We start from the raw sequence: 23,385 nt of genomic DNA, 5'->3' as shown, positions 1-23,385 counted from the left end.
GCGCCAAATAGTTGCTTATGCGTTTCTAATACAGCTAATAGCTCAGGCGGTCGGCGTGGCGGGCAGGGCTATTCCGGCTTAGCGAATTTCCGGCATAAAGAGCATTAAGATCGCCATCGTGCCCAGTAATAGTGCAATGTGAGTGTTGAACAGATCGTTATTGCTGCTTGGGGTCATAGCGTCATCCTTGCTATTAATCATCGCCTTCTCTCCTGTTGACGTGCTGTAAGTATAGTATTGGAAAACTGGTGGTGCATCGCCAGAAAATGTTTTGGTAGTAATTCTCTGCTGCCAATATATCTTCGCTCGTGACTTAGTGCTTCGCTATAAGGGCAAGCCGCATCTTGTAAATTTGGAATATGGACACAGTTTGATTTACACCGCTTAGGCCGGAAAAATACGGCTTCAATTTTGATTGGGAAGAATATTTTCTTGAGGGTATGGCGAGGGGTTTTATTCCCGATGGCAATTGCTCAACGCGATTAAGCCAATATAATAATGCAAGGAGCTTAAGTTAATAAGGGAATAATAATGAAGCTATTTTTAATCATTATATCCTCTTTTTTATTTTCGGGTGTGGCAACCCGACATGCTTCGATGATGCTCGGAGGGAAGGAAGAATTACTTTTTATAACTGAAGTTGATGAGGTGCTTTCTACCCGAGAAAATAAACGTCGGGTGGAAGCTGTTGAGCGGAGTGACATCATCCTTACAAAAATAATAAAAATATTGAAGTGATCGCAATTTTTATTGATGGTAATGAAAAATGGTGGCGCGTAAAAAAGGCCTAATGAATAAGGTATTCATTGCTATTTAATTTTTTGAATCGGGCAAGCGCGAAAGGGTATGCCCGATTTTTAATGCATGTTAAAAACTAAACCTTACATCCATTTGGTAGGTTGTTTGGTCGGGTAATGGGGCTTTTGTGTAGTTACCCGGAATTAAGGGTTGATCGAGAATTAAAACAGAATCTTGCTCTCGGCTTAGGTTGCGCGCTTGAAAATTAACAGACCATTGATCGCGTTCTGAGCGCAGCCCCAGGCCGGCATCAATACGTGTAATTTCATCCTGCAAGGTGTTCGGGTCAATATCAGAGTCTTGGTAGCGTTCGCCAGTGTACGAAATATTCATGCGAATGCTGCCGAGCAGGTGGTCGCTACCAAACAGCGGTATTTCCCAGCGCGGCGACAACGAGCCTGACCAGCGCGGTGCGTATGGTAAGGGCCTGCCGCTGAGGTCTTGGGTTTGATCTTGTTCAGGTGTGAACAGCGGTGGGCCCTCTGGAAAGTAGACGTAGTTGGCGTCTAAATAGGCGAGACTCCCTGCTAAGCTTAAACCGTCGATGGGCGGCAGCCAGAAAAAGTCCATTTCGGCGCCGCGACTGGCCGACTCTGGGGCATTAAAGGTCGTGAGGGTAACGCCAGAGAAGGTGCGGATTTGTAGGTTTTTAACATCACTATCAAAAACCGCCATATTGAGCGTGAGCGATCCACCAAGCAGGCGAGATTTTATACCTGCTTCATAGGTGAGCGTTTCTTCACCGTCATACTGTAAATGATCATCATTGAGTGGCGCGGGATCAAAGCCGCCGGCCTTAAAGCCTTTAGCCGCGTTCATATAGACATTCACATCGGGCAATACGGCGTAGTTTAAAGCGAACTTGGGCGAAACATTGGTTTCTTTGCGTTTGAGGTTCGGCGCGTCAAAATTGCGCTGATTGAGCGAGCCGCCCGAAATGCTGTTGCCGTCAGCAACTTGGGAAAAAGACGCGCCACTGGATTCGTCTGCGCCGTAGCGCAATCCAAACGTCGCTGTTAAGCGTTCGGTGAAAGACCAGTTGAATTGCGAAAATAGCGCAAAGGAGTCGGTTTCGGCATCTGTTCCAGAAATATAGCGCTCCCGCTCTAAGCCGCCAATAATGAGGCCGCTGGTATCGACCGGGAGACCGATCAATATAGGATCAAGGGGGAACTGGATGTTTTGCACTATGGCCCCCGCGCGGCCAAAGGCAATAAGGCCGTTCAGGTCGACATCAATTTCTTGAAAAACACTATTGGTCGAATGCTGGGCGAATACCCCAACGACCATGTCGAGGCTTTCGCCCAAACCAAATGGCGGTGCTATTTCACCTGCGAGTCTCACTTCCAGTGAGCTGGATGAGTAAGGGTTTCCATCGGGCGGCTCATTAAAGGCAACTAAGTTTACTGGGGAGTAATCAACGTCTAACGAGTAGGGAATGATGACTTCAGACCAAGCTGCAATGGCGGTGAGTTCCGGAGCTTGAATGCCAATTAAACTATCTGGTCGCCAGATGAGACTGAGTGATGCCGCTTGAACTTCGCGATCTGAGCGAGTCGGTGAGTCAGTGGAGGTATTTTGGTCGTAGGCGTCGGCTTCAACTTTAGGGTCGTATTCGCGAAATACCCGCAGGCTGCGTTCGCTAGCCTTGGTTAACGACTGGGTGTAGCCCTTAGTCATTGACTCCGCGTAGAGGCCGGTAAAGTTAGCCGACAGTGAATCGCTAATGAGCCATGCTAATTTTAAGCGCAGCGCCTTATCGTCTTGGGTCTGTTGCTCATTTCGTGTGCTGTTAAATTCCAAGGTGTCGGCGGCACTGACACGCATTGCGACGCGGGCGAGTAAACTATCGCCTATCAGGGGGCCGGACAAGGCGGCCTCTGCAGTGCTGCTTTCGATGTTTTCGCCACGCCCGAGCTTAATAAAGCCTTCAGGTTCTGCGGTTGGGTCCATAGTGTGGAAATTTAATACGCCACCTAAGGTGTTTTTCCCGAATAAGGTACCTTGCGGGCCGCGTAATACTTCGAGGCGATCAATATCAAACACCGCATCTTGGGCGAAGGTCGATCGCCCATAGGGTACATCGTCTATGACTAAACCAATCGACGGCTCAAACCCAACGCCCAATGGCGGTGTGCCAAAGCCGCGTATGGTGATGGTGGTGTAAAGGGCCAAGGACGCATCAAAGGTGACATTGGGGATGTAGCGGGTAATTTCGCTGACGTCGGCAATGCCCGATTCCTGAATGAAATCAGCGCTAATAACCGATATCGATAAGGGTACGTCCTGCGCGCTTTCGGCCTTCTTGTTGGCCGTCACAATCACTTCTTCGATCATTCGGGGGGTAGCTGCCCACGCCGACACACCTACCACCGAAATGAGTACACCAAATAGGGTGCTGCGGGCCTGTATAGAGCGCGACATTTTCTCGTGCTTGCTCATTAAATTCCCTATGTATTTTATTGTGGGGTATATAGCAGTTAACGATAGTGTGGCGTGCTAGCTAAGTTATTAGCTTGCCCCGCCATTATTGTCCGCAGACGACAAAATTCGCTCGGGGCAGGTTTTCTTGTTTTGATTCGTCTTTGGCTGGATATGGGTTTAGGGCGCAGCGGGATGAAATAAGCTATCACCGCGCCATATTTCAGGTGGCAGGCAAGGGGGTAGCGCCTCTTCTCCCGGCATGATCCATATCGGTGCGGTGAAAACGATTGGTCGGTTTTGTGCAGCGGTATCCACAATGCGCAAAAACAAATAGGTTTTGGTGTCGGGGGCGGTGACCTCGGTCTGCAATATTCCACCTCTAGATTCTGCGAATACTTCATTGCCTGGGCCAACCAGCTGGATCAGCGCGGTTGTCATGGTTTGTCCCGCGCGTAAAGCCTCTGCGTGAATTGGCATCGCCGTCCCGCTACTGCGCCGCAAACGAGATCCCATAGGTTTATTGTCAATATAGAATGTGGCCCTCACATCGTCGTAATTTTGGGCGAGAGCATAGGCGCGTCGAGCGAGCATCGCTTCCCGCAAATCGTCGAGGCTGCGTGAACGAGATATCAGTACGGTTTTAGGCAGGCTTTTGTCTCCCCAGGCTAAGCCGTGGTGGTCTTCCGAGCTGATGGGGGCGAGATGCCACCCTTTGTCCAAGGCGTAAGCTAGCCAGCTGCCATTGGGGCCGTCGCTATCGTATTCGCTGCCCTTGCCGAAAACCTCCAGCCCTATTGTGCGGTAGTCAGCAGCCGGGACGTAGCGAAAGTCGTTAAAGGTGTATGCGGGGTCGCCGCCTAAAGATTCAAAGACACTTTCTATCGAGTCTTCACGGCCAGGGTGGTTAAAACTTAACAAGCCGTCATTGCCGCCGCCAAAGGCTGCGGGGTAAGAGAACCACTGCCAGAAATCAAGCATACTCACGGCATAGCCCATCCCCGTTTTCGCGTTGATAAAATTCTGCGAGAAAAACACATTTGCATGTCCAAAGCGGTCAGATGTCCATTCAAAGCCACGAATGGCTGTAAATTCAGGGGTACTTGCTGTGGTGGTTTGGTTTAAGGTTGCGGCCCACTTTGCGAGTGCGTCCTGGGGGCGCGTTTCATCGACAAGAAACACACAGTATAGAAATTTTTCCGGTGGGCACTCAGCGCGACCCAGACCTACAGAAAGGGGTATTTGCAGTGTGTCTGAATGATCGGATGCCGCCGCAAAGTCATAGCCTTTTTGGTGCACTTCACGAAATACGTCAGCAGGCTTGGTCATGGGCACGCCGTCTGAGTAACCGGTATGTTCATGCAAGGCGCCGATATAATGCTCAAAACTTTGTTTATCATAGGCTGGAGTGCAGGCGTCTGCCGGATGTTCGGTGCCCAGTTGTTCCAGAACGTAACTTGGGTCATAAAGTTGCTGAAGTCCGTCACGGCAATCACTGGGGTCGTTTTCATTTAAACACTGTCGCAGTGCGGGGCCAATCAGATCGCCAAGTAAACAGCTCTCGTCTAAGGGGTTACGGCAGGATGTAAAATTTTGAGCATCCAAAAGTGCCGCGACTGGGTATAGCGGACAACCCTGTTGCAATGGCGCGATTAGGCAGGACACGGCATCAGGCTGGGATTGTTGACGGGGAAGTAATTGAACATTGTAGGTTTGGCGGCTGATGGCGCGACCGTCGCTGACGTCGAGCACTACCTCTGCGTTGTAGGCATTATCGAGTTGCGGAACAGTAAAGCTAGCCTTGGGGGTATGCTCGTTGCGCAGCGCGATCGCGGCGCTCGCCCCGTCATGGAGGATCTGCCATGAGAAGTGCAAATCATCGCCATCGGCATCGTTGGCGTCGGCGGACAAGTGGACGATTTCGTCATTATACGCGACGCCGGGATCTACTGAAAATACCGTAATTGTCGGGGCCGTATTGGCGCCAGGCAGGATTGTGATAACGGTATCGGCTTCGCTATATCCGTTCTCATCATCACTTGCTCGCAATCGCAGTGTTAGCTCAGTGGCTTCTGCTACGTTAGGCGCAATAAAGCTCGCTTGAAACTGGTCGGCGTTTTCAATCGCTATGTGCGCAAATGGGGCAAGTACACGCCACTGCACACCCACGATATCGCCATCAGGATCAATAGCCTCACCATTGAGGTGAACACGTTCTCTGCCCATTGCTTGCTTAGCAGGACCGGCATTTACTTCGGGAAGCTGATTGGCCAGGCTGTTGCGGATGAAAACCACTGCTCTTGCTTCACTGCGAAAGCCCCCGCTATCGCTGGCAGTGAGGCGGAACTGTATCTCGTCAGCGACTCGTACTTGGGGTAGCAGTAATGAAAGTTGATCTTGATCATTTGCGCCAATAATTTGCGCCTGTGGCCCGGAAATTTGCTGCCACTGGAGTCGTCGAATACTTCGCCCCCCTTGGGCTTGGGCTCGGCCCTGAAGTGTGGTCGCGCTGGCTTCATCGGCTGTGAATGGGTCGCCTGCGGATACTAGAGGCGCCATCGTCTCGTCATCGGCGGGATGCAAGAATAGTGATTTGCTGGCACTTATGCGGTCTGTGCTCTCTTCATATATTACGGAAAAACGAAGCCGATGTACGCCGTCTGTCTCAAACGGTGTAAAACGCAAAACGTGGCCATCCACCTGTAAGTTTTGTATTAGCGATTCGCCCTGATCAACAGACCAGACCCATTCTCCCGGAAGTGGCTTCGTTGATTCCGTGTTGGCATAAAGCCGGTGTTCAAGTGCTGGGGCGATGTGATCTTCACCGGAAATGATTATGTGATTACTGGGCGGCGCAGAAACATTTTCACTGTTTTGCGGAATTGCCTTTGAAGTACCGCCCCCACACGCATAAAGCAGTAAGCATGATAGTAGCGCAATTGGTTGTAATTTATGCATGGTACACCCCGACGAAAATGCAGGCGGCGAGTTTACACAGATTACATGACGGTAAAATGACGCGGGACTTTGTTAATTTTTTCATGTGTTCATTAACCAGCTATTTGTTATTTTTATTTTGAATAATTACTTAAACGAAGGTGATTCAACCGATACGTCAGTGATTCGCGCCTTGGTAATGAATTTGTCAGCGTAATACTGTTTGGCGCTCTAACACTATATACGAATCATTTTACCAGCTCTTCCCTCAGTTTTTTCCGAACACCCATCAGCATCTTCCCAAAGGCGTTCTCACCGCGCAGGTCGCGACCGCTGCCCCAGAAGTAGTCGTACTGACTCAGGTCCTTAATTTCCATGTCGCCGGATTCCAATAGCATCTGAGCAACCTCTGCATGGGTGCGGGCCTTAATATAGGTAGCGCGGGTCATGTAGGTTACGCTATTTTTCTTCCAGTCTTTGCGGCGTTGGTGTCGTTTACTTTTACCGAGTTTAGCTGCATCCGCTGGGTGAGCGGCTAGACGAATCTGTTCGCGATATTCGGCGTCATCAAATTTCATCGCTTGGTAATAGTGCTCTACCGAAGGCCACTCGAAGCCATCCAGCTTGAAATATTTTTTCGCATAGGATGCTAATGGGTGACTCGCATCGTCCCTTGTGAGCGTGAGCAATTTCTTCTCTTTTTCATCAAACAGCATCTGGTTACTCCAAATCAAACAACGGTAAGGCCAATAGTATAAAGGCTTTTGTCCATGGGGCCTGTTGCTAATGCTGGCGTATTGTCGGCGTCGATGGCATTGCGCTAGTTTTTGAATTATTTTCGCGGCGATTTTGCGGGCTAAGTTGAGCGGAATACTCGTGTGAAATTTAATACGGAATTAGCGTGGTGTCATTCATTGGGTAGTGCGATTGTGTAGGGGCTTGACTAGACTGACCGTGATATTCTATCCAAAATTTATAACCGCTAAGGAGCGAGACCTTGCTCAAATGTGAAGTAATAGAACCGAAAGGCGCGCACGATGCGACTGTAATTTGGCTGCACGGCTTGGGTGCTAGCGGCCACGATTTTGTGCCGATAGTCCCTCATCTCGGTTTGCCAGACAAGCACGGGGTTCGTTTTGTGTTTCCCCACGCCCCAGAGATACCTGTCACGATAAATGGCGGTATGGTGATGCCGGCGTGGTACGACATACTGGCTATGTCGATAGAGCGGGAAATTGACCTGGTCCAGATAGAGTCATCGGCCGCCGCCGTGGGCGAATTAATACAGCGCGAATTGGATGCCGGTATAGCGAGCGAGCGCATCGTATTGGCGGGTTTTAGTCAGGGCGGCGCCGTGGTGTATCACGCGGCGCTTTCATACCCCAAGCCCCTGGCCGGTTTAATGACCATGTCGACGTATTTCGCCACTGCAAAGGAAGTGACGCTCTCGGAAGCGAACAAAGCACTGCCGATTCATATTTTTCACGGAACCCAAGACCCAATGGTGCAGGAATCGATGGGACATACTGCTAATCAAATTTTGCTAAGCATGGGCTATAAGCCAAAGTACCGCAGTTACTCCATGCAGCACGAAGTCTGCAACGAGGAAATAGTCGATATCGGTAACAGCCTCAAAGAGTGGCTTAAGCTGGCTTAAACCGGTGCCTAGGCAAACTGATCGCATTTTGGCTGCTTAGCCCATATTCGCCCAGTATTAGTAAGTAAATGGCCGCGGCCGATTGAGGCGGGAAACCCTCTCTGTTATAGTGTCGCGCTTCGTGAAGTACCCATTTCGCGCCCGTAGCTCAGCTGGATAGAGCGCTGCCCTCCGGAGGCAGAGGTCAGAGGTTCGAATCCTCTCGGGCGCACCAAAACCAAAAAGCCGGCCTTGTGCAAAGGGAGTGCGGCTATCTGTTGATATTCCAGCCGCCTCTGCTACAATCCCCTTACACTGTATAGATATACATGTAAGGGGATATGCAAATGCCGCCGGTAAAATCTCCGACAGATCATCAGCCCATAAAAGACCCGCGTGTCCCAGAAGCCTGCCAGGGCATTCAAGTAAACTTCTGTAAAAACCCTCAGTGCGCTAACTTCCATATCCCTGCTACGCAGGGTGAAAGAGGTAGTAGTCGTGGTAAAAAGACGGGCGCAGACCCATGCTATACCTTAGTTGCTGTTGGCAAAAGAGCGCCAGCCTATAAATGTAAGTCGTGTGGCGAGGTCTTTGCTGCCAAGTCGAATATTGGCATAGCATCGGAACTTAATCGTATCGCCGGCTATATTAGGCGTGATGAACCATCATGCAGGAATGAGGCGTGCGCTCATCACGCGCTTGGAATCTACACGCACCCTAGCGCGTATCGTAAATTCGGAGTTACCGATTCCGGTTCGGCCAGATATCAGTGTAAAGCTGAGGGATGTGGAAAAACCTTCTCCATAAGAATCCGTCCAGTAAGGCGACAGACAGATACTCACCTTAATATCATCCTATTCAAACTTTTGATGAATAAAATGCCTTTGGGAAGAATTTTAGAAATAACAGATATTGATAAACACACGCTCTACCGACGCATCGATTTTTTTCATGATCAGTGCATGCGATTTATCGGAGATCGAGAGCGACGATACTTGAGCGGAGAAATATCGCATAAGAGGCTTTATCTCAGTACAGATAGGCAGATGTATCATTCCAACTGGCGAAGCGCGAAAATTCGTAGGCACGTTCAATTCATGGGTGTTGGTACCGCAGATAACCGATCGGGCTATGTCTTCCCGCTTACTGTTAATTATGATGATACGTTCAAGCCTGCTGATATCAATCAAGAGGCGAAATTATTAGGTGACCTTGATAAAGATCAGGCTTTCCGTCAATGGGGGCACTATTGGCTAGAAGACGATTATAATTCGGCTGTTGCTGCATCTAAGAAAAAGCATAGGGAAAAGCTTTCAAGCCAAAAAGAGATAGATCGTGATCGGCGCATGACCTCGCTAGAGCAGATCATTAGAGATTTAGAATATAAATACGAGCTGTCATTTTCACCGGAAGATATCGAAAGAATCTTTTCATCTCAAGAAGTTACACCTGCTGAGCAGGTCGCAATTACAGAAGCTAAAATATCAGCCGAAGACTCGGAAAGCGGAAATGTCATTGATGAGGTTTTAAAAGCATATAACCGTGTTCTTGAGCGGCTGGATACTGAAGTGAGTGAATATTTTGAAGAATCAATGCAGCTACCTGTTAACGGTATGCAGGTTCACTCTGAATACACGATGTATGGCCACTTCTTCTTTCTAAAAGAAATGTTTAAGCATACCGAGAAAGTTAGATTTTACATGGATCAAGAATCTGGAATCAGGGCTGCATTTATGGCCACATTTGGCGATAGAGTTAAAGATCGAAGCGCTGACGGCTGGTACGTAAAATACTTAAAAGATCTGATTATAGACAGGAAAATTGAAGCTACCAAAATGACGGCAGCAAGAGTCCGGGCCTACCTTCTTGTCAATCCTGAAGCAACTGAAAAGGAGGCGCACCTGGCCCTAATTCGAGACGAACTTGAACGGGTTGAGGAATTAGGGCCATGGAGGGATCGATGGGTTTTGCACCCGATCGCTAAACGATACGAACCAGAAAAAGCAGTATGCTGGCTAACTGACATGGGGGATTACGACTTAGATCATCAGGCTCAACTTTTTTATATGGCAAGCGCATTTGGAATTGATCGATTTTTTATGCAAGCTAGACGTCGCCTTAGCATGATTGAACGCCCCATCAAGTCAGCATCAAGTGGAGGCCGAACTTGGTATGGCTATAGTCCTTACAATCCAGCAATGATTCAGAAGCTACTCGATATTTTTCGTGTTTATTACAACTATTGCCTTGTCAGTAAAAAAGACGCTAAAACACCGGCAATGAAGTTGGGGCTGGCTAAAGGTAAAGTGCGAGTAGAAGATATAATCTACTTCTGACATTTAATTCCACGCCTGAATACGCTGAAACTAGCATCACCGGCGCGCACTCTTGGATATGCGGCGGCTTAACAACCGAATGAATATATCTAGTTCGGTGGCAGATAGTCGTTCAAAAACACCGAACTCGATGAGGGTCGCAATCTCCATACAGTATTTATGGATTTTTCGGCTGCAATGCTTGCCTAAATTTTTCGGATAACCAATTAGATATTGAGTTCTTGGCAAGGCCTAAAATCAATTCATAATTTGGAAGAACTGCTTCTTTTATATTATAACCGTCATACTCTCTGACTTCTTGAAAGAAGCGATTAAAAGAAGAATTTGGGTCAGTGTGAGGAGGTTGTTCCCCCCTATGAACAAAACATGAGCGGTGGGCATAAGCATCAGCCAATATCGAATCTATCTCTTCGGCAGTCAAGTCCTCTGGATATTTCTCAAAAAAACTCTTACGAGTTAAGTGTTCTAAGTTGTGAGACGGATTTGCCTCTTTGATTGAATCAGCCATATCTTGCATCGGATGTTGAATGTATTTTTCCCACTCCTCGATAGGTGCATATTTTTTTATAAACCTTACAAATCGCTCTTTCAAATACTCATTTTTTCCCCGTGACTCCAGATACTCGCTAAGAAGCGTTTGAAATAGTGGGTCGCCCTCTGCCTTCTGCTTCCATGCGACTTCATCGGGATGCTTTTTCTTAACTTTATCTCTTTTAATTGCTTTTTGAGCGATTGACTCAATGGAGGAGACTGCCAAAAGGTAAGCAAGGCCAAAATCATCTCTCTTTGCTAATAATGAAAGATGTATGAGCCGAAAGCTTTGCATGACAGATCGGTACGTCTTGTATTCTAGAGAACGTAAAATATTAATAATATTTTCGACCTCAGCCCGCATCATGTCTTGTTTTACCTTGGGAATCCTTGGATTTGTTGCACCTGGGCCAGCAACTAGTACTGGATATAGTATTGCAAGTTGATTAATGTCGTCACTTGATAAATCATCGCGCCTACACAAATAGTCATCTCTTGTAGACTTGCATAATTTAAGAGATATTGCCGAAACGATTGTTGCTAAAGCTATCCCAAAAAGGTGTGAATTATGATTATCCACCCAATCAGGATTTTTTACTTTGCTAATAAATGCCGAATAAGCTCCAGGTAAACCAACTGTAATCGACGAAGATACCTTGCATATCCCCAAATCCCACTCGTCAGTTAATTCAAATGGTGTCAATAAAAATGAATAGCTTTCACCAGGAATAAATGGACGGTAGTCAGCTCGTTGCATGCGAAAAGAGTCTATACATTCATCAAATAAGACATGATCAGCGGTTACGGCACGGGACACTCGTTACTCCCAAAATTTAACTGTTAGTTATAGAAACTGGGTTTCGCTATCACTTGGGTCTTGTTAACAAAGACCGGATTACAAAAATCAGGTGAATTCTTTGAGCTGGCGACTTCGCTATTAGCGGGCGCAGGTCAAGCGGAGGCTAATTTTATTTATTTCCGACAAACATATCATTTCCCTCATCATATCGCGTTATTTTTATATTTCAATGAGTTAAGTAGCTCTCCAATATAGGAGAGGGAGAGGGAGTGAAGCGGTTCCTCACGTGCCTTGTCGACGTGAAGTAGGGGGTTAAGGGTTTATTGAATTCGGTTGATTGCCTTTGTTTGCGGGCTGACTTTATGGTCAGAAATGAAGGGGTAGCCCTCAAATATGACGTAGCGGCCACTGCCTCAAGGTTTTCTAGTAGTGAGGAGGGGTTGATATAATAGGGAGAGACTTATATATCTACTGTTGTATACTTAAATAGCGGTTTAATAACTCATGTAACTTATTGTTAGTAAAAGAAAAGAGGGGCTTTCACTTGGAGAGCCCCTCTTTTTGTTTTCTCCGCTATGCAAGATCAAGGTTATCAACAGATAACCGCACTGCCTTTGCCTTGTGCCGGCTTTTTGGTTTTGGTGCGTTTGATCGGTGAGAGCCTCTCTAGGTTCGATAAATTGTGCCCGCGGCGCAATTTAAACAAGGAGTGAAGCGACGCGGCCCCGCAGGGGTCAATACAGCCCAGAGGCTGTTTTGATTAATCCTCTTTACAGTGTTCAGGCCAAATTACGTTGAAGTAGCCGGCCTTGCGCCGGTTTTTTGATTTTGGTTTGCTTGATCTGCGAGAACCTTTGGCAATACAGTCTTAAGGCTGGATTGGTTAATCCTTATTGGCCGCGAGCGCAAATCTCAGCTGCTCCCGCCCCTTTGCTCGCTTTTCCGTTTTAATTCATCCTTTCTCTGTGTAAATCCCACCTTCTGTCGCTGCGCCTTGAATTTTAGGCGCTTAATACACAATTCGACAAATTAGTGGTGTAGTGCAATACTCGAATTGTTTTCCCCATTCGCATGCCAATAATGAATAACAGCGAGGCTAAACAATGCAAAGAACGCTTGTCAGTGTGTTATCCCTTGGGTCACTTTTGAGTTTGACGATGCCTGCTCTGGCTCAGACCGAAGCGAGTACTGGAAAAAAGCTCCAGTTGGAAGAGGTGCTTGTTACGGCTCAGAAGCGGGTTGAGTCGCTTAGTGATGTGCCGGTGTCGGTTACCGCCTTAGACGGTGATAAATTACAGAAGGCGGGAATATCAAACCTGAGCGACCTGTCTGATTACACGCCCAATTTCAAGATGGTTGAGGGGGGGCTATTGCCCAATGTGTATATGCGGGGTGTGGGTTCGGGCTCCAATCAGGGCTTTGAATTGTCTGTAGGTATCTTCTCTGACGGCGTTCATCTAGGGCGGCCGCATCAGACTCGCGGCGCGTTTATGGACCTTGAGCGGGTGGAGGTTTTGCGCGGGCCGCAGTCCATTCTGTTTGGTAAAAACGCCATTGCTGGCGCCTTGAGTCTGATTTCTGCCAAGCCCGGTGACGAGGTCGAGTCTCATTTTAGCGGTATGACTGGCGGCCCTGATGATATCCAGGAGTTTAATGCCATGGTGTCGGTCCCATTGACGGACACCTTTGGGGTGCGGGCCGCTTTCCGCAGTCGTGACGAAGCAGGTTATATGTTTAATGAAAACCCCGCGCGAGATCGAAACGAGCCTGCGGTGGAAGAGTTTTCAGCGCGGGTTACGCTAGGATGGGACCCAACGGACGCGATTGCCTCTACCTTGAAATTGGAGAAAACCAACCGTGAGCAGCGCGGCCGGCAGTTCGAGACCACGCATGCTAGCGCGCTCACGGGATGCAGCGGCGAGAATGTAAAACTCGACGGCATTAAAAATGCGGACACCGACGAATACGCGGAAATAGACAACTACAATGCCACATTGAACGTGGATGTTGATGTGGCTGGCGGTACCTTTAGTTCGGTGACGGCGGCTACCGGATTTGATTCGGAAGATTTGTTTGACGGTGATTCCAGCAGTTTTAATACGGTGCCGTTACTGGGTATAGAGGAATATGACCAACTTAGTCAGGAGTTCCGCTTTACCTCTCCAGGCGGCGAATTTATTGATTATATCTTTGGCGTATTTTATCAGCGCGGAGAGATGGTCTTTGATGAGTCTACACCGCTGACTATCCGTAACGGTGCGCTCGCTGACGCCGGTCGCGATCCCATCGGCTGTTTGATTAATATGCAAACCAATGTGACCGCTGATCTTGAAAAAGATTTTTATATGAACAGCGATGCTTGGTCGGGTTTTGTGCAGTTGACGTTTAACTTAAGTGAAACCTTGCGAACTACCTTAGGTGTTCGCTATGTGCGCGAGGAAAAAGAAGGCTTCCGAGAGTTATTCCTATACCAGTCTGGTACCAAGAATAATGTCGATCCGGTGACCGGCGCTATTTTGGGGGCATTGAACATAGAGGCCCACCAGCTCGACCGCATCCGTGATGTAGGCGTCACCTTGCCGTCGGTCAATGTGCAGTGGGATGCTACGCCAGATGTGATGACTTACTTTACTGCCACACAGGGCGCAAAATCAGGTAGTTTTGACGCGCGTAATAACAATGCGAGCTACGGGCCTGGCGGCGGCGGCAGTAATTTTGAGTTCGAAGACGAACTGGCCACAGCTTATGAACTGGGCGCAAAAATGACACTGGCGGATGGTGCAGCCGAACTCAATCTTGCGTTGTACCACGTCAAGTACGAGGAGATGCAGGTAAGTGTGTTCGACGGCGTGGCTGGCTTTGTGGTTTCCAATGCAGGTAGTGCTTTGACCCAAGGTGTCGAGCTCGACAGCCGCTGGCTACTGAGTGAGTGGTTTATGTTGAGTGGCTCGCTAGCCTATCTCGATTTTGAATGGCTGGACTACCGCGAAGGTCCTTGTATAGCAACGGACGACGAGGATATTTGCGATTTGAGTGGCAAGGAAAACCAACAAACGCCGAAGTGGACGGCAGCGTTGTCGGGCACGCTTAGCTACCCTTTGAGCGCCAATATTATGCTCGACTTCACCGCCGACGCCTCCTATAAAGATACCCATTTCACGTCGGGGGATCTTGATCCGCGCGGCATTCAAGAAGCCTATACCAAAGTGAATGCGCGCCTTGCTGTGGGCGAGACTAATGGCCGTTGGTCGGTCGCTCTGGTCGGCAAAAACTTGAGCGATGAAATGACGATTGGTATTGGCTCCCCGACCGTATTAGATGTGGGCGGCTATCGGGGCACACTTGAGCCACTGCGCTCATACTACTTAGAGGGGCGAGTACGCTTTTAAATAACGGAAATGATCACTTCGAAGTGCCGGCGATGACTCGTCGCGCTTCGGAGTGAGAATAAAATCGGTAATGTAGGTAGGGGCCCGTCTCCGACAACTTGCGACTTATCTTAATAGTTATTTTCAGGCTCCTTGTCTGAGAGTCGCCAGTTCTACAATGAAGTAAAACTGTTCTGGTCAAAGCTGATTTGAACAATTAAGCAATCTTCGTTTAACTGAACAAACCCCATTTCGATATGAAAACGGGCGTGTTCACCTGCGCGGATATTGTACTGGCGAGCAATCGAATTGGCGGGCAGGACTTAGCCTGTTGAGGCGATATTCGCGGCGTACGAAATATAAATTCTGCGTAAAGTACGTATAGACCTTTCTTTGGCCTCCAGTAACTCCTTGTTCTGTATTTGAAAAATCGAAATTACGCAATTTTTAACACCCTTGCCTGTTTCTAAGTTGCCTCCTATATTAACTAACATAGTAATTGAGTCGCGTAGTGCGGCTATTTCAGCCTAGGGCTTGTCGGGCTGAGGCGGGGCTATATGCCAAGATTGCGTAATAGAGAATAAAGGTAGGTGATATATGACAAAGCTAAGCGAGATCGAGGGTATTGGCGAGACGTATTCAAGCAAACTGGTTAGCGCAGGTATTTCGTCAGTTGAGGGTTTGTTAGAAAATTGTGCGGCAAAGCCCGCTCGGAAAAGTCTTGCAGAAAAATCGGGTATTAGCGAAAAGCGGATTTTAAATTGGGTAAATCGTGCCGATCTGGCGCGAATTAGCGGTGTGAGTACCCAGTATGCAGACTTATTGGAAAGTGCGGGGGTTGATACCGTGCCGGAGTTAGCCCAGCGCAACGCGGAGAACTTGCAGGAGAAAATGGCGCGTTGTAATGAGGAGACTCATCTTGTGCGCAAAGTGCCGTCTCTGTCTCAGGTGCAAAGCTGGGTAGCGCAAGCCAAGGAGTTGCCGCGTAAAATTACTCATTAGCACGATGGTTGAGGGCATAGGTTCTTGGGGACTTCCTAAGCGCGAAGTGTGACTCGCTTTACAACAGCGCGCTGCGCAGTTCGTCTATTTCCTGCTGAGCTTCGCGTAAAAACGCGAGGCCTTGCTGCGGGCCAATTTCCCCTAGTTTCAATTTTTGAAACGCAGGGAGGGTGCTCAGTTGCGGCAACGTTTTATGGCTGGGTTCGCCGAGGTAGCTATGGTAACGAGCGACAAGTACGAGGTCTGCTAAATCGGCAGGCCCCGGCTTGTCTCGTAGCCAATTGCCGCGTTCAAGCCCCACCGCCACGAGCTCGTGGTCAAATTGCCAGTGGTTTAGCACTAGAGCGCTAATCTTGCCGGTGTAATTATTCAGTAAGTCGTCTATAGCTACTTGGTCGTCTAGCAGTGCGGGGTATTCCTTTAAATTAGCGAGTATAGGGAGGGCGCCAATATCTTGTAGTAGCCCAGCTAATAGGGCGCGATCAGGGTCAAAGCCGCAGTGACGGGCCATTACATGGGCAAGAGCGGCGGTGTAGACGCTGCGTTGCCAAATCTCGCGCAGACGACGCTTGATTTGCGCGTTGTTAATGCAAAATAAGGTTTTAAGCGCGTAGCTTGCGGTGAGGTCGCGGGTCGCATTTAAGCCGAGGCGGCGTAGCGCGCTGCCGAGGTTATTGGTGGCGTGGCGTCGTTTGTAGTAACTGCTAATACTTACTTTGAGTAAGTACGCACTTAAGCCGGGATCTTGCTGAACTAGGCGAGCGAGGTCTTCAATATTCAAATTGTCTTGATTGGCAGCAACGCGCACGTCTAGCGCAATATCGGGAAGGCTCGGCAATTCGAGGGTGCCCGACTTTAGCGCGGTGATAATACGCTTTAGCAGCTGTTCTTTGTCGGTAGGGCTATTTCCTGTCTGCCCTGTTGAGTGTCCCGATACCATAGTGAAGCCGCTTGGGTTGCTTGGCTACTCAGCTTCGGGGTTGTGGTGCTAATGGTCAATAGGGGCTTGTCGCGATTGGGCGGGCAGGGAAGAGTTAAATGTTAAAAAGGCGCCACGGCGAATTCATTACCGTGGCGCCTCTATGAGCCGATTAAAGGCTTGCAGCCAGCTCCGCACCTTCGCGTATCGCGCGCTTGGCGTCGAGCTCGGAGGCAATATTCGCACCGCCGATGAGGTGGTAGCGCAATGCCGAATTGCCACTTTGCTCCGCGTCAGGGTTGTACAATTCACGCAGTGGTTCTTGGCCAGCGCAGATCACCACGTGATCGACGTCTAATACGCGCTGCACACCGTCTTGGTTAATGTGCAGGCCGTCGTCGTCAATGCGGTCGTAGCTGCAACCCGCAAGCATGTCTACGCCTTTGTTCTTAAGCGTGGCGCGGTGCACCCAGCCCGAGGTTTTGCCGAGATCTTTGCCGAGCGCGGTGGTCTTGCGCTGGAGTAAATAGATTTGGCGCAGTGATGGCTCGGGTTTGCCCGCTACCAGGCCGCCACGCTCGGCGGTGTGCTGGTCGATACCCCATTCAGCTGACCAGCTAGACACACTTTGTGGTAGCGCGGTGCTGGGGTCGTGTGCGAGGTATTCGGCCACATCAAAGCCAATACCACCGGCGCCAATAAGGGCGACGCGCTGGCCGACAGTGACGTTGCCTTTTAATACGTCGATATACGACACCACTTTGGGGTGATCTATGCCCGGGATATTCAGTGCGCGGGGGCTAACGCCGGTGGCAACGATCACATCGTCGTAGCCGCCGCTCAGTAGCTCGGCTTTTTCCACGCGGTGGTTGAGCTTGAGCTTTACCCCAGACAGCGCTATTTTCTTGCCGAAGTAGCGCAGGGTTTCGTCAAATTCTTCTTTGCCGGGAATGGTCTTGGCTAAATTGAACTGGCCGCCGATTTTGTCGGCCTGATCAAATAAATGCACTTCATGACCGCAGTCTGCCGCCGCGGTGGCGAAAGACAGCCCCGCCGGACCAGCGCCGATTACAGCTACTTTCTTGGTTTTGGACGCCGTTTTAAAGATCAGTTCAGTTTCATGACAGGCGCGAGGGTTAACCAAGCAGCTAGCGCGCTTCATTTGAAAAGTGTGATCGAGGCAGGCTTGGTTGCAGGCGATACAGGTATTGATCTCGTCGCTTCGATTGGTGGCGGCCTTGTTCACCCATTCGGAATCGGCGAGCATCGGTCTGGCCATCGACACCATATCCGCTTGGCCGCTGGCCAAAATGTTCTCGGCTATGTCCGGCATATTAATGCGGTTCGAGGCAATAACAGGGATGTTGACGACTTTTTTAACGGCGGCGGTGGCTTCGCTAAACGCGGCGCGGGGTACCGAGGTCACGATGGTTGGTACTCGTGCTTCGTGCCAGCCAATGCCCGTATTTATTAGGGTGGCGCCAGCGGCTTCAATTTCCCGGGCGAGGTCTAATACTTCTTCACGGGTACAGCCGTCAGGAATTAAGTCGATCATTGATAGGCGGAAGACAATAATAAAATTGGGGCCGACTTTTTTGCGTGCGGCTTGCACTATCTCCACCGCAAAGCGACGGCGGTTTTCAGGGCTGCCGCCGTAGCGATCTTTGCGCTTGTTGGTGGCGGGGGCTAAGAATTGGTTTATTAAATAGCCTTCGCTGCCCATGATCTCGACACCGTCGTAACCTGCCTTTTGTGCCAGCCATGCGGTGTGGGCAAAATCTTTAACGGTGCTGGCCACGCCGCGTGTACTTAAGGCGCGGGCCTTGAACGGATTGATTGGTGCTTGACTTGTCGAGGCGGTTTTCGACAGGGGGTGATAGGCGTAGCGACCCGCGTGGAGAATCTGTAGGCATATTTTACCGCCCTCTGCGTGCACTGCCTTGGTGACTTTGCGATGGTTGTAAACATCGAGGCGGGAGTTAAAGGTACTCGCGCCGGGATACAGCCAGCCGCTGCGGTTGGGGCTGTAGCCGCCGGTAATCATAAGGCCAACCCCACCTTTGGCGCGCTCGGCAAAATAGGCGGCCATTTTGGGGAATTGCCAAAAGCGGTCTTCAAGGCCGGTGTGCATGGAGCCCATTACAACGCGGTTTTTTAGGCTGGTAAAACCTAAATCAAGGGGGGTAAATAGGTGCGGGTAGTGTTGGTTTTCAGTGCTCATGGCTCGGCTCTCGCTTATCTAGACGGTGTCAAGATAGCGATTTAAGTTAACGGTGTCAATATTTGAGCCGGTCGCGGGAGGGTGTGCGGGGTGGTACTGGTGGACGTACTGAAGCCTAAGAAGCGCTTGAGCGCTTCTTAGGCAAGCGAGATCAGCTCGCTTTGCTTAGCTCGTGGGCAAGGAACTCGTCGTAAGTGCCTTGGAAGTCATTAAAGCCTTGGTCCTTGATTTCAAGCACGCGGGTCGCGAGCGAGGAAACAAATTCCCGGTCGTGGCTGGCGAAGATCAAGGTGCCGTCGTAGTGTTCCAGCGCTAGGTTAAGGGCTTCGATGGCTTCCATGTCCAAGTGGTTGGTGGGTTCATCCATGATCAAGACATTGGTGTCCATCATCATCAGCTTGCCGAACAACAGGCGGTTTTTCTCACCACCGGAGCAGACCCGCGCTTTCTTATTGAAGTCGTCTGAAGAGAACAACAGGCGACCCAAGGTGGCGCGCACAATCTGGTCATCGTGGTGGGGTTTGCGCCAGCGGCTCATCCAGTCGAACAGATTGAGATCATTGTCGAAGTCGTCAGTGCTGTCCTGAGGGCAGTAGCCGAGGCTGGCGTTCTCGGCCCATTTAACCACGCCTTCTTGGGCTTCTAGCTCTTTCATTAAACAGCGCAAAAAGGTGGTTTTACCTGCGCCGTTTTCACCAATAACCGCAAGGCGGGTGCCGGCGTCTAAGATCATGCTGCCTTTAGCGAACAGCGGCTCATCAAAACCGTGGCCGATATTTTCAAGGGTTAGCGCGGCGCGGTGCAGCTTCTTGTCTTGCTTGAAGCGAATATACGGCGAGGAGCGGCTAGACGCCTTGATCTCATCGAGCTGGATCTTATCGATCTGCTTTGCTCGCGAGGTGGCCTGTTTCGCTTTAGACGCGTTAGCCGAGAAGCGGCTTACAAACTGCTGAAGATCGGCGATTTGCGCAGACTTTTTGGCATTCTGTGACTGCAGGCGCTCACGGGCAGCGGTGGCAGCGGTCATGAAGTCGTCGTAGTTGCCGGGGTAAACTCGCAGCTCGCCGTAGTCGATGTCGGCCATGTGGGTGCACACCGCGTTTAAAAAGTGGCGGTCGTGGGAAATGATTACCATGGTGCTTTTGCGTTGGTTGAGTACGTCTTCCAACCAGCGAATGGTGTTGATGTCGAGGTTGTTGGTAGGCTCGTCCAGCAGCAGTATATCTGGATCAGAGAACAGCGCCTGAGCCAGCAATACTCGCAACTTCCAGCCAGGTGCGACTTCGCTCATAGGGCCAAAGTGCAGGCCAAGCTCAATACCGGCGCCCAGTAAAAATTCCCCTGCGCGGCTCTCGGCGCTATAGCCGTCCATTTCCATGAACTGAGTTTCTAGCTCGGCTACCTTCATGCCGTCTTCTTCCGACATCTCGGGCAGAGAGTAAATGCGGTCGCGCTCTTGTTTAATTTCCCACAGCTCGGTATGGCCCATGATCACGGTATCGATGACCGAATACTGCTCAAAGGCAAACTGATCTTGGTGCAATTTACCAACGCGCTCATTGGGGTCGATAGACACGTTGCCGGAGCTGGGCTTCAGGCTGCCGTCGAGAATCTTCATGAACGTGGATTTGCCGCAGCCATTCGCGCCAATAAGGCCGTAGCGATTGCCGCCGCCAAATTTAACCGAGATGTTTTCGAATAATGGCTTGGCACCAAATTGCATGGTGATATTTGCTGTAGAGATCAAGAGGCTATTCCCGGACGCGTTAAACGTAATTTGTGATGGAGCGTGAAAAGAAGGGGGCCGTATTGTAAGGGTTTCGGGCCAAAAGGTCGAGGACACCGACCGTGTTCTGGCCCACCTAGGCCGCTTAATGGGGGCCTTTGTGGAAAATTTACTGAATATTTCAGAATGTCTTGGAATTCAGGTATGTTGTGTAAAAAATGGCGTACACCCTATTGAGAAGCGTAAGCATGTCCGAAAATAGCGAAATTAAAATGTCCCCCCTGTGCAGAACCATTGAAAAAGACGGTAAATCCGTGCGCGTTGATATTTATCAAGACGGTGATGGCAGCTGGGTTCTCGAAGTCTTCGATCAATTTAATAATTCCACAATCTGGGAAGACGCCTTTGAATCAGATGCCGACGCGCTATTTGAAATAGAAGCCACGATTAAGGAAGAGGGCATAGACTGCCTGATTGGTCCTGTTGATGGCGGTGTATTTTGATTGCAGTTTTCGCTAAGCGAATACAGTCGAGAGGCGCCGGGTAATGGCGACAACCGCTCAACCTGTTGCCCTAGTGACCGGCGGCGCCCAGCGCATTGGCGCCGAAATTTGCCGCCAGCTTCACGGTCGCGGTTATCGCGTTATTATTCATTACCGTCACTCTAGTGCAGCGGCTGAGCAGCTGCGTGATGCGTTAAATAATCTGCGGGCAGACTCGGCGGCGACAATGGCCGCCGACATGACTTCCTTCGCCGAGGTGCAGGCGCTCGCTAAAAATGCGATTGGGGTTTGGCAGCGGTTGGACGTGCTAGTGAATAACGCCTCGGGTTTTTACCCCACGCCGATGGGCGAGGCAACCGAGGCGGATTGGGATGCGCTAATGGGCAGCAATCTCAAAGGCCCATTTTTTCTGTCACAAGCCTTGGCGCCAGCACTGCGGGATAGCGCTGGCTGCATTATTAATCTGGTCGATATTTACGCCAAAAACCCCCTGCCCAGTCACAGTATTTATTGCATGGCCAAGGCGGGGGTGGCGATGATGACCCAGTCTTTGGCGCTAGAGTTGGCGCCCGCTATTCGCGTGAATGGCATTTCGCCCGGCAATATATTGTGGCCCAATCACGCCTCAGCCTATTGGGAGCAAGAAAAACAAGCATTAGAAGAACGAGTGCCGCTTAAGCGCGAAGGGGAGGCTGGCGACATCGCCAAAACAGCGGTGTTTTTGGCGGCGGATGCCCCCTATATCACCGGCCAGATTATTGCTGTCGACGGTGGTCGCAGCCTAGCAATTTAGGCCTATAGCGGGTACAAGAGTGGGTTAAAACAAAAATAGGTGCAGAATCCAATTGAATCTGTAAACCCAGTCTCCATATCTAGGTTGCTGGCTAATTATACTAACGAGGTGTGTCCATGCTTTACGATCTAACTGTCGTGCAGTTCAGTACTATGTTGTCTAATTTAAGCGTAATTTTAGATAAAGGCGCCGCATTTGCTGAAAGCAAGAAAATTGATGTCGACGCCTTGCTGACCTCGCGTTTGGCGCTGGATCAATTTAATTTAATCCGCCAAGTGCAAATTAGCTGCGACGCGGCCAAACTGAGCGTGGCGCGCCTAACCGGCAAGGCCGACAGCGCCCCTAAGCATGAAGATTTTGAAACCACCATGGCTGAGCTTCAAGCGCGAATTAAATCGGTTCAGGACTACTTGGCGGGGTTTAGCGAAGCCGACTTTGACGGGGCCGAAGAGCGCAAGGTGGTATTGCCGTGGTTTGAGGGCAAGTACTTGCTTGGTAAGGATTTTGCCCAGCGCTTTGCGATTCCCAATTTCTATTTTCACGTTAGTACCGCCTACGCGATTCTTCGCCATCACGGTGTAGAGTTGGGCAAAATGGACTACCTTGGTGCAATCCCCTTCCAAGATTTGTAATAGCTTTTCATCAGGTGGGTGGCGTGTACGCTGCTCACCTGCAAATCAAGTATAGCTAAAACCTATCTATTCTATAATAACGATTGATTGGAGCTAATCTCACTATTTCCCTAGTATGGTCACTGAGCTTAAGGCGCGCAGCCTTTTTTACTATGACTACACAAGGAATCACAGCATGTTCCCAACGATTATCAATACCAAGGTCCAGCCCTTTAAAGCCACCGCTTATCACAATGGTGATTTTGTCGACGTCAGCGATGCTGATCTCTTAGGCAAGTGGTCTGTGCTGGTCTTTTACCCCGCCGACTTTACCTTTGTTTGCCCAACCGAACTTGGCGATATGGCCGACCACTACGCGCAGCTGCAAGAAATGGGCGTTGAAGTCTACTCGGTATCTACCGACACCCACTTTACCCACAAAGCGTGGCACGACAGCTCCGACACCATTGGCAAGATCCAATACCCAATGATTGGTGACCCAACGGGCAAGATCTCGCGCAATTTTGGCGTAATGATCGAGGAAGACGGTCTGGCACTGCGGGGCACGTTTGTTATTAACCCCGAGGGCGAAATTAAAGTCGCCGAGCTTCACGATCTTGGCATTGGCCGTTCAGCGAAAGAGTTGGTGCGTAAGGTGCAAGCCGCCCAGTACGTTGCCGAGCACGATGGCGAAGTTTGCCCCGCAGCATGGCAGCCAGGTGAGGCAACACTGTCTCCTTCTTTGGACCTGGTTGGCAAAATTTAATACCCCATGTTGGCCCCG

Annotated in this window: 17 protein-coding genes and 1 tRNA gene; 10 read left to right on the top strand and 8 right to left on the bottom strand. The window is 49.9% G+C overall.

Going from position 1 to position 23,385, the window contains the following annotated elements; genetic code table 11:
• Window positions 1–78 precede the first annotated feature (78 nt).
• Window positions 79–201, bottom strand: coding sequence for a hypothetical protein (locus tag HNQ57_RS18025; protein ID WP_264299215.1), 123 nt, complete (start codon window positions 199–201; stop codon window positions 79–81).
• Window positions 202–531: 330 nt separating this feature from the next.
• Here HNQ57_RS18025 and HNQ57_RS04165 point away from each other — a divergent pair, with 330 nt between their 5' ends.
• The gene (locus HNQ57_RS04165) at window positions 532–738 is read left to right on the top strand and encodes a hypothetical protein (protein ID WP_184461359.1); all 207 of its coding nucleotides are present in this window, start codon (window positions 532–534) and stop codon (window positions 736–738) included.
• Between the two features lie 129 nt (window positions 739–867).
• Here the strand turns inward: HNQ57_RS04165 and HNQ57_RS04160 are convergent, their stop codons facing one another.
• The 3 genes from HNQ57_RS04160 to HNQ57_RS04150 form a co-directional block, all read right to left on the bottom strand.
• Window positions 868–3,240: a TonB-dependent receptor gene (locus HNQ57_RS04160; RefSeq protein WP_184461358.1), complete on the bottom strand. Its 2,373-nt coding sequence runs from the start codon at window positions 3,238–3,240 to the stop codon at window positions 868–870.
• A gap of 159 nt (window positions 3,241–3,399) precedes the next feature.
• Entirely contained in the window at window positions 3,400–6,177 is a 2,778-nt protein-coding gene (locus tag HNQ57_RS04155) for a CehA/McbA family metallohydrolase domain-containing protein (protein ID WP_184461357.1), read from the bottom strand.
• A 227-nt stretch (window positions 6,178–6,404) separates the two neighbouring features.
• Window positions 6,405–6,872 (bottom strand): NADAR family protein, encoded by a 468-nt coding sequence (locus tag HNQ57_RS04150; protein WP_184461356.1) that lies wholly within the window; start codon window positions 6,870–6,872, stop codon window positions 6,405–6,407.
• 281 nt (window positions 6,873–7,153) lie between these two features.
• Between HNQ57_RS04150 and HNQ57_RS04145 the strand changes: the two genes are divergently transcribed.
• The 3 genes from HNQ57_RS04145 to HNQ57_RS04135 all read left to right on the top strand — a co-directional run bounded on the left by HNQ57_RS04145 (window position 7,154) and on the right by HNQ57_RS04135 (window position 10,128).
• Window positions 7,154–7,813, top strand: a complete 660-nt coding sequence (locus HNQ57_RS04145) for an alpha/beta hydrolase (protein ID WP_184461355.1) — start codon at window positions 7,154–7,156, stop codon at window positions 7,811–7,813.
• Between the two features lie 137 nt (window positions 7,814–7,950).
• Window positions 7,951–8,027 (top strand) — tRNA-Arg (locus HNQ57_RS04140).
• A 112-nt stretch (window positions 8,028–8,139) separates the two neighbouring features.
• Window positions 8,140–10,128, top strand: a complete 1,989-nt coding sequence (locus HNQ57_RS04135) for an IS1 family transposase (RefSeq protein WP_184461354.1) — start codon at window positions 8,140–8,142, stop codon at window positions 10,126–10,128.
• A gap of 157 nt (window positions 10,129–10,285) precedes the next feature.
• On the opposite strand, the gene HNQ57_RS04130 is transcribed toward HNQ57_RS04135, so the two are convergent.
• Window positions 10,286–11,476 carry a hypothetical protein gene (locus tag HNQ57_RS04130; RefSeq protein ID WP_184461353.1) on the bottom strand — a complete coding sequence of 397 codons (1,191 nt, stop codon included), beginning with the start codon at window positions 11,474–11,476 and terminating at the stop codon, window positions 10,286–10,288.
• 1,085 nt (window positions 11,477–12,561) lie between these two features.
• Between HNQ57_RS04130 and HNQ57_RS04125 the strand changes: the two genes are divergently transcribed.
• Window positions 12,562–14,847 carry a TonB-dependent receptor gene (locus HNQ57_RS04125; RefSeq protein ID WP_184461352.1) on the top strand — a complete coding sequence of 762 codons (2,286 nt, stop codon included), beginning with the start codon at window positions 12,562–12,564 and terminating at the stop codon, window positions 14,845–14,847.
• A gap of 576 nt (window positions 14,848–15,423) precedes the next feature.
• A complete protein-coding gene (locus HNQ57_RS04120; RefSeq protein ID WP_184461351.1) occupies window positions 15,424–15,828 on the top strand; it encodes a DUF4332 domain-containing protein in 405 nt (134 codons plus the stop codon).
• Window positions 15,829–15,886: 58 nt separating this feature from the next.
• Here the strand turns inward: HNQ57_RS04120 and HNQ57_RS04115 are convergent, their stop codons facing one another.
• From HNQ57_RS04115 to HNQ57_RS04105, 3 genes are all read right to left on the bottom strand, one after another.
• Window positions 15,887–16,768 carry an HDOD domain-containing protein gene (locus HNQ57_RS04115; RefSeq protein WP_184461350.1) on the bottom strand — a complete coding sequence of 294 codons (882 nt, stop codon included), beginning with the start codon at window positions 16,766–16,768 and terminating at the stop codon, window positions 15,887–15,889.
• Between the two features lie 151 nt (window positions 16,769–16,919).
• Window positions 16,920–18,968: an NADPH-dependent 2,4-dienoyl-CoA reductase gene (locus HNQ57_RS04110; protein ID WP_184461349.1), complete on the bottom strand. Its 2,049-nt coding sequence runs from the start codon at window positions 18,966–18,968 to the stop codon at window positions 16,920–16,922.
• Between the two features lie 151 nt (window positions 18,969–19,119).
• Window positions 19,120–20,715, bottom strand: coding sequence for an ABC-F family ATPase (locus tag HNQ57_RS04105; RefSeq protein WP_184461348.1), 1,596 nt, complete (start codon window positions 20,713–20,715; stop codon window positions 19,120–19,122).
• 227 nt (window positions 20,716–20,942) lie between these two features.
• On the opposite strand from HNQ57_RS04105, the gene HNQ57_RS04100 reads away from it, so the two are divergent.
• The 4 genes from HNQ57_RS04100 (at window position 20,943) to ahpC (ending at window position 23,367) form a co-directional block, all read left to right on the top strand.
• Window positions 20,943–21,197: a hypothetical protein gene (locus HNQ57_RS04100; protein WP_184461347.1), complete on the top strand. Its 255-nt coding sequence runs from the start codon at window positions 20,943–20,945 to the stop codon at window positions 21,195–21,197.
• A gap of 43 nt (window positions 21,198–21,240) precedes the next feature.
• Window positions 21,241–21,990, top strand: a complete 750-nt coding sequence (locus HNQ57_RS04095; protein WP_184461346.1) for a pteridine reductase — start codon at window positions 21,241–21,243, stop codon at window positions 21,988–21,990.
• 116 nt (window positions 21,991–22,106) lie between these two features.
• Window positions 22,107–22,622: a DUF1993 domain-containing protein gene (locus HNQ57_RS04090; protein ID WP_008252552.1), complete on the top strand. Its 516-nt coding sequence runs from the start codon at window positions 22,107–22,109 to the stop codon at window positions 22,620–22,622.
• Between the two features lie 175 nt (window positions 22,623–22,797).
• Entirely contained in the window at window positions 22,798–23,367 is a 570-nt protein-coding gene (gene ahpC / locus HNQ57_RS04085; protein WP_008252550.1) for an alkyl hydroperoxide reductase subunit C, read from the top strand.
• Window positions 23,368–23,385: the final 18 nt, after the last annotated feature.

It is taken from the genome of Zhongshania antarctica (assembly GCF_014202945.1).
Taxonomy (GTDB): domain Bacteria; phylum Pseudomonadota; class Gammaproteobacteria; order Pseudomonadales; family Spongiibacteraceae; genus Spongiibacter; species Spongiibacter antarcticus.
This window is presented reverse-complemented; position numbering and strand designations above follow the sequence as displayed.